This is a genomic window from Hymenobacter persicinus, from assembly GCF_004167665.1.
In the GTDB taxonomy this organism is placed as follows: Bacteria; Bacteroidota; Bacteroidia; order Cytophagales; family Hymenobacteraceae; genus Hymenobacter; species Hymenobacter persicinus.
In genome coordinates, this window is the sequence record NZ_SEWE01000109.1 from 1 (window position 1) to 1,026 (window position 1,026).

Annotated in this window: 2 protein-coding genes; both read left to right on the plus strand. The window is 49.6% G+C overall.

Annotated features, from left to right (window positions below; all coding sequences use genetic code 11):
• Positions 1-69 precede the first annotated feature (69 nt).
• On the plus strand, positions 70-246 hold the full coding sequence (locus tag EWM57_RS20790; RefSeq protein WP_129923214.1) for a class I lanthipeptide: 177 nt from the start codon (positions 70-72) through the stop codon (positions 244-246).
• Positions 247-417: 171 nt separating this feature from the next.
• On the plus strand, positions 418-591 hold the full coding sequence (locus tag EWM57_RS21320; RefSeq protein ID WP_165370604.1) for a class I lanthipeptide: 174 nt from the start codon (positions 418-420) through the stop codon (positions 589-591).
• Positions 592-1,026 lie beyond the last annotated feature (435 nt).

Sequence of the window (1,026 nt, forward strand, 5' to 3'; positions counted from 1 at the left end):
CCTTGCTGCCACTTCGGACGAAGTCGGTGCAGTGGTGTGCCGGCGGGGGGCCGAAGTAGCTACAGTATTATGAAAAAAGTAACCACCAAACTCGCGCTCAACAAGCAGACGCTGGCCTCGCTCGACCAGAAGCAGATGGCCGCCGCCAAAGGCGGTTTCACCTACTCGCTCTCCCTGGGCGTACGGTGCAACTATTCGGACGACCACACGCACAACAGCCCCGGCTGCTACGCTGCCAACCAATAGTTCTGCCGCTGGTAAGCGTTAAGACAAAGAGCCTGACTATGCCTTAGTCAGGCTCTTTGCATTACCTGCTCCCCAATAAGGCATTGACATATCTTCATCATTTACAACAGCATACATTCAACCAAAGCAGCTAGCCGAAGGACCAGGGGCAGTTGAATAACTTCCGACTTCATGAAAAAAGTAACCGTCAAGCTCACGCTCAACAAACAAACTCTGGCTTCCCTCGATCAGAAGCAGCTGGCCGCCGCCAAAGGCGGCTTTACCTATTCTATTTCTTGGGGCTCCCTCTGCCGACACTCTCGGCAAGAGGGTGCTGGCAGCCGGGACGAGTGCCTGGGCGAATAGGAACACCACGCTTAACAGCTACAAAATCAACCTTTGCCCTGTCAGAAATCCGGCAGGTTTTTTTTCTGCCCTCAATCAAATAAATCCGCAACTATTCATAAGCCAACAACTTGGTTCTTCTTTGATTACATAGATAATCAAGCTCCTATACTACATTCATATGTTTAGCAATTAATTCACTATGTTATACTGCATTTCATAACATTTAAATTACTTAATAACTCGGCAACAAATGTATCGACATCATTATTCTATTTCATTTATAGCCAAAAGCTATTGCGGCACGCATAGGGCGCTTCTACCTTGCTGCCACTTCGGACGAAGTCGGTGCAGCGGTGCACCGGCGGGGGGCCGAAGCAGCTACAGTATTATGAAAAAAGTAACCACCAAACTCGCGCTCAACAAGCAGACGCTGGCCTCGCTCGACCAGAAGCA

Bases quoted from the DNA above. Each gene is read 5' to 3' on its own strand.
- EWM57_RS20790 (WP_129923214.1), top strand. From the start codon at position 70: ATGAAAAAAGTAACCACCAAACTCGCGCTCAACAAGCAGACGCTGGCC.
- EWM57_RS21320 (WP_165370604.1), top strand. From the start codon at position 418: ATGAAAAAAGTAACCGTCAAGCTCACGCTCAACAAACAAACTCTGGCT.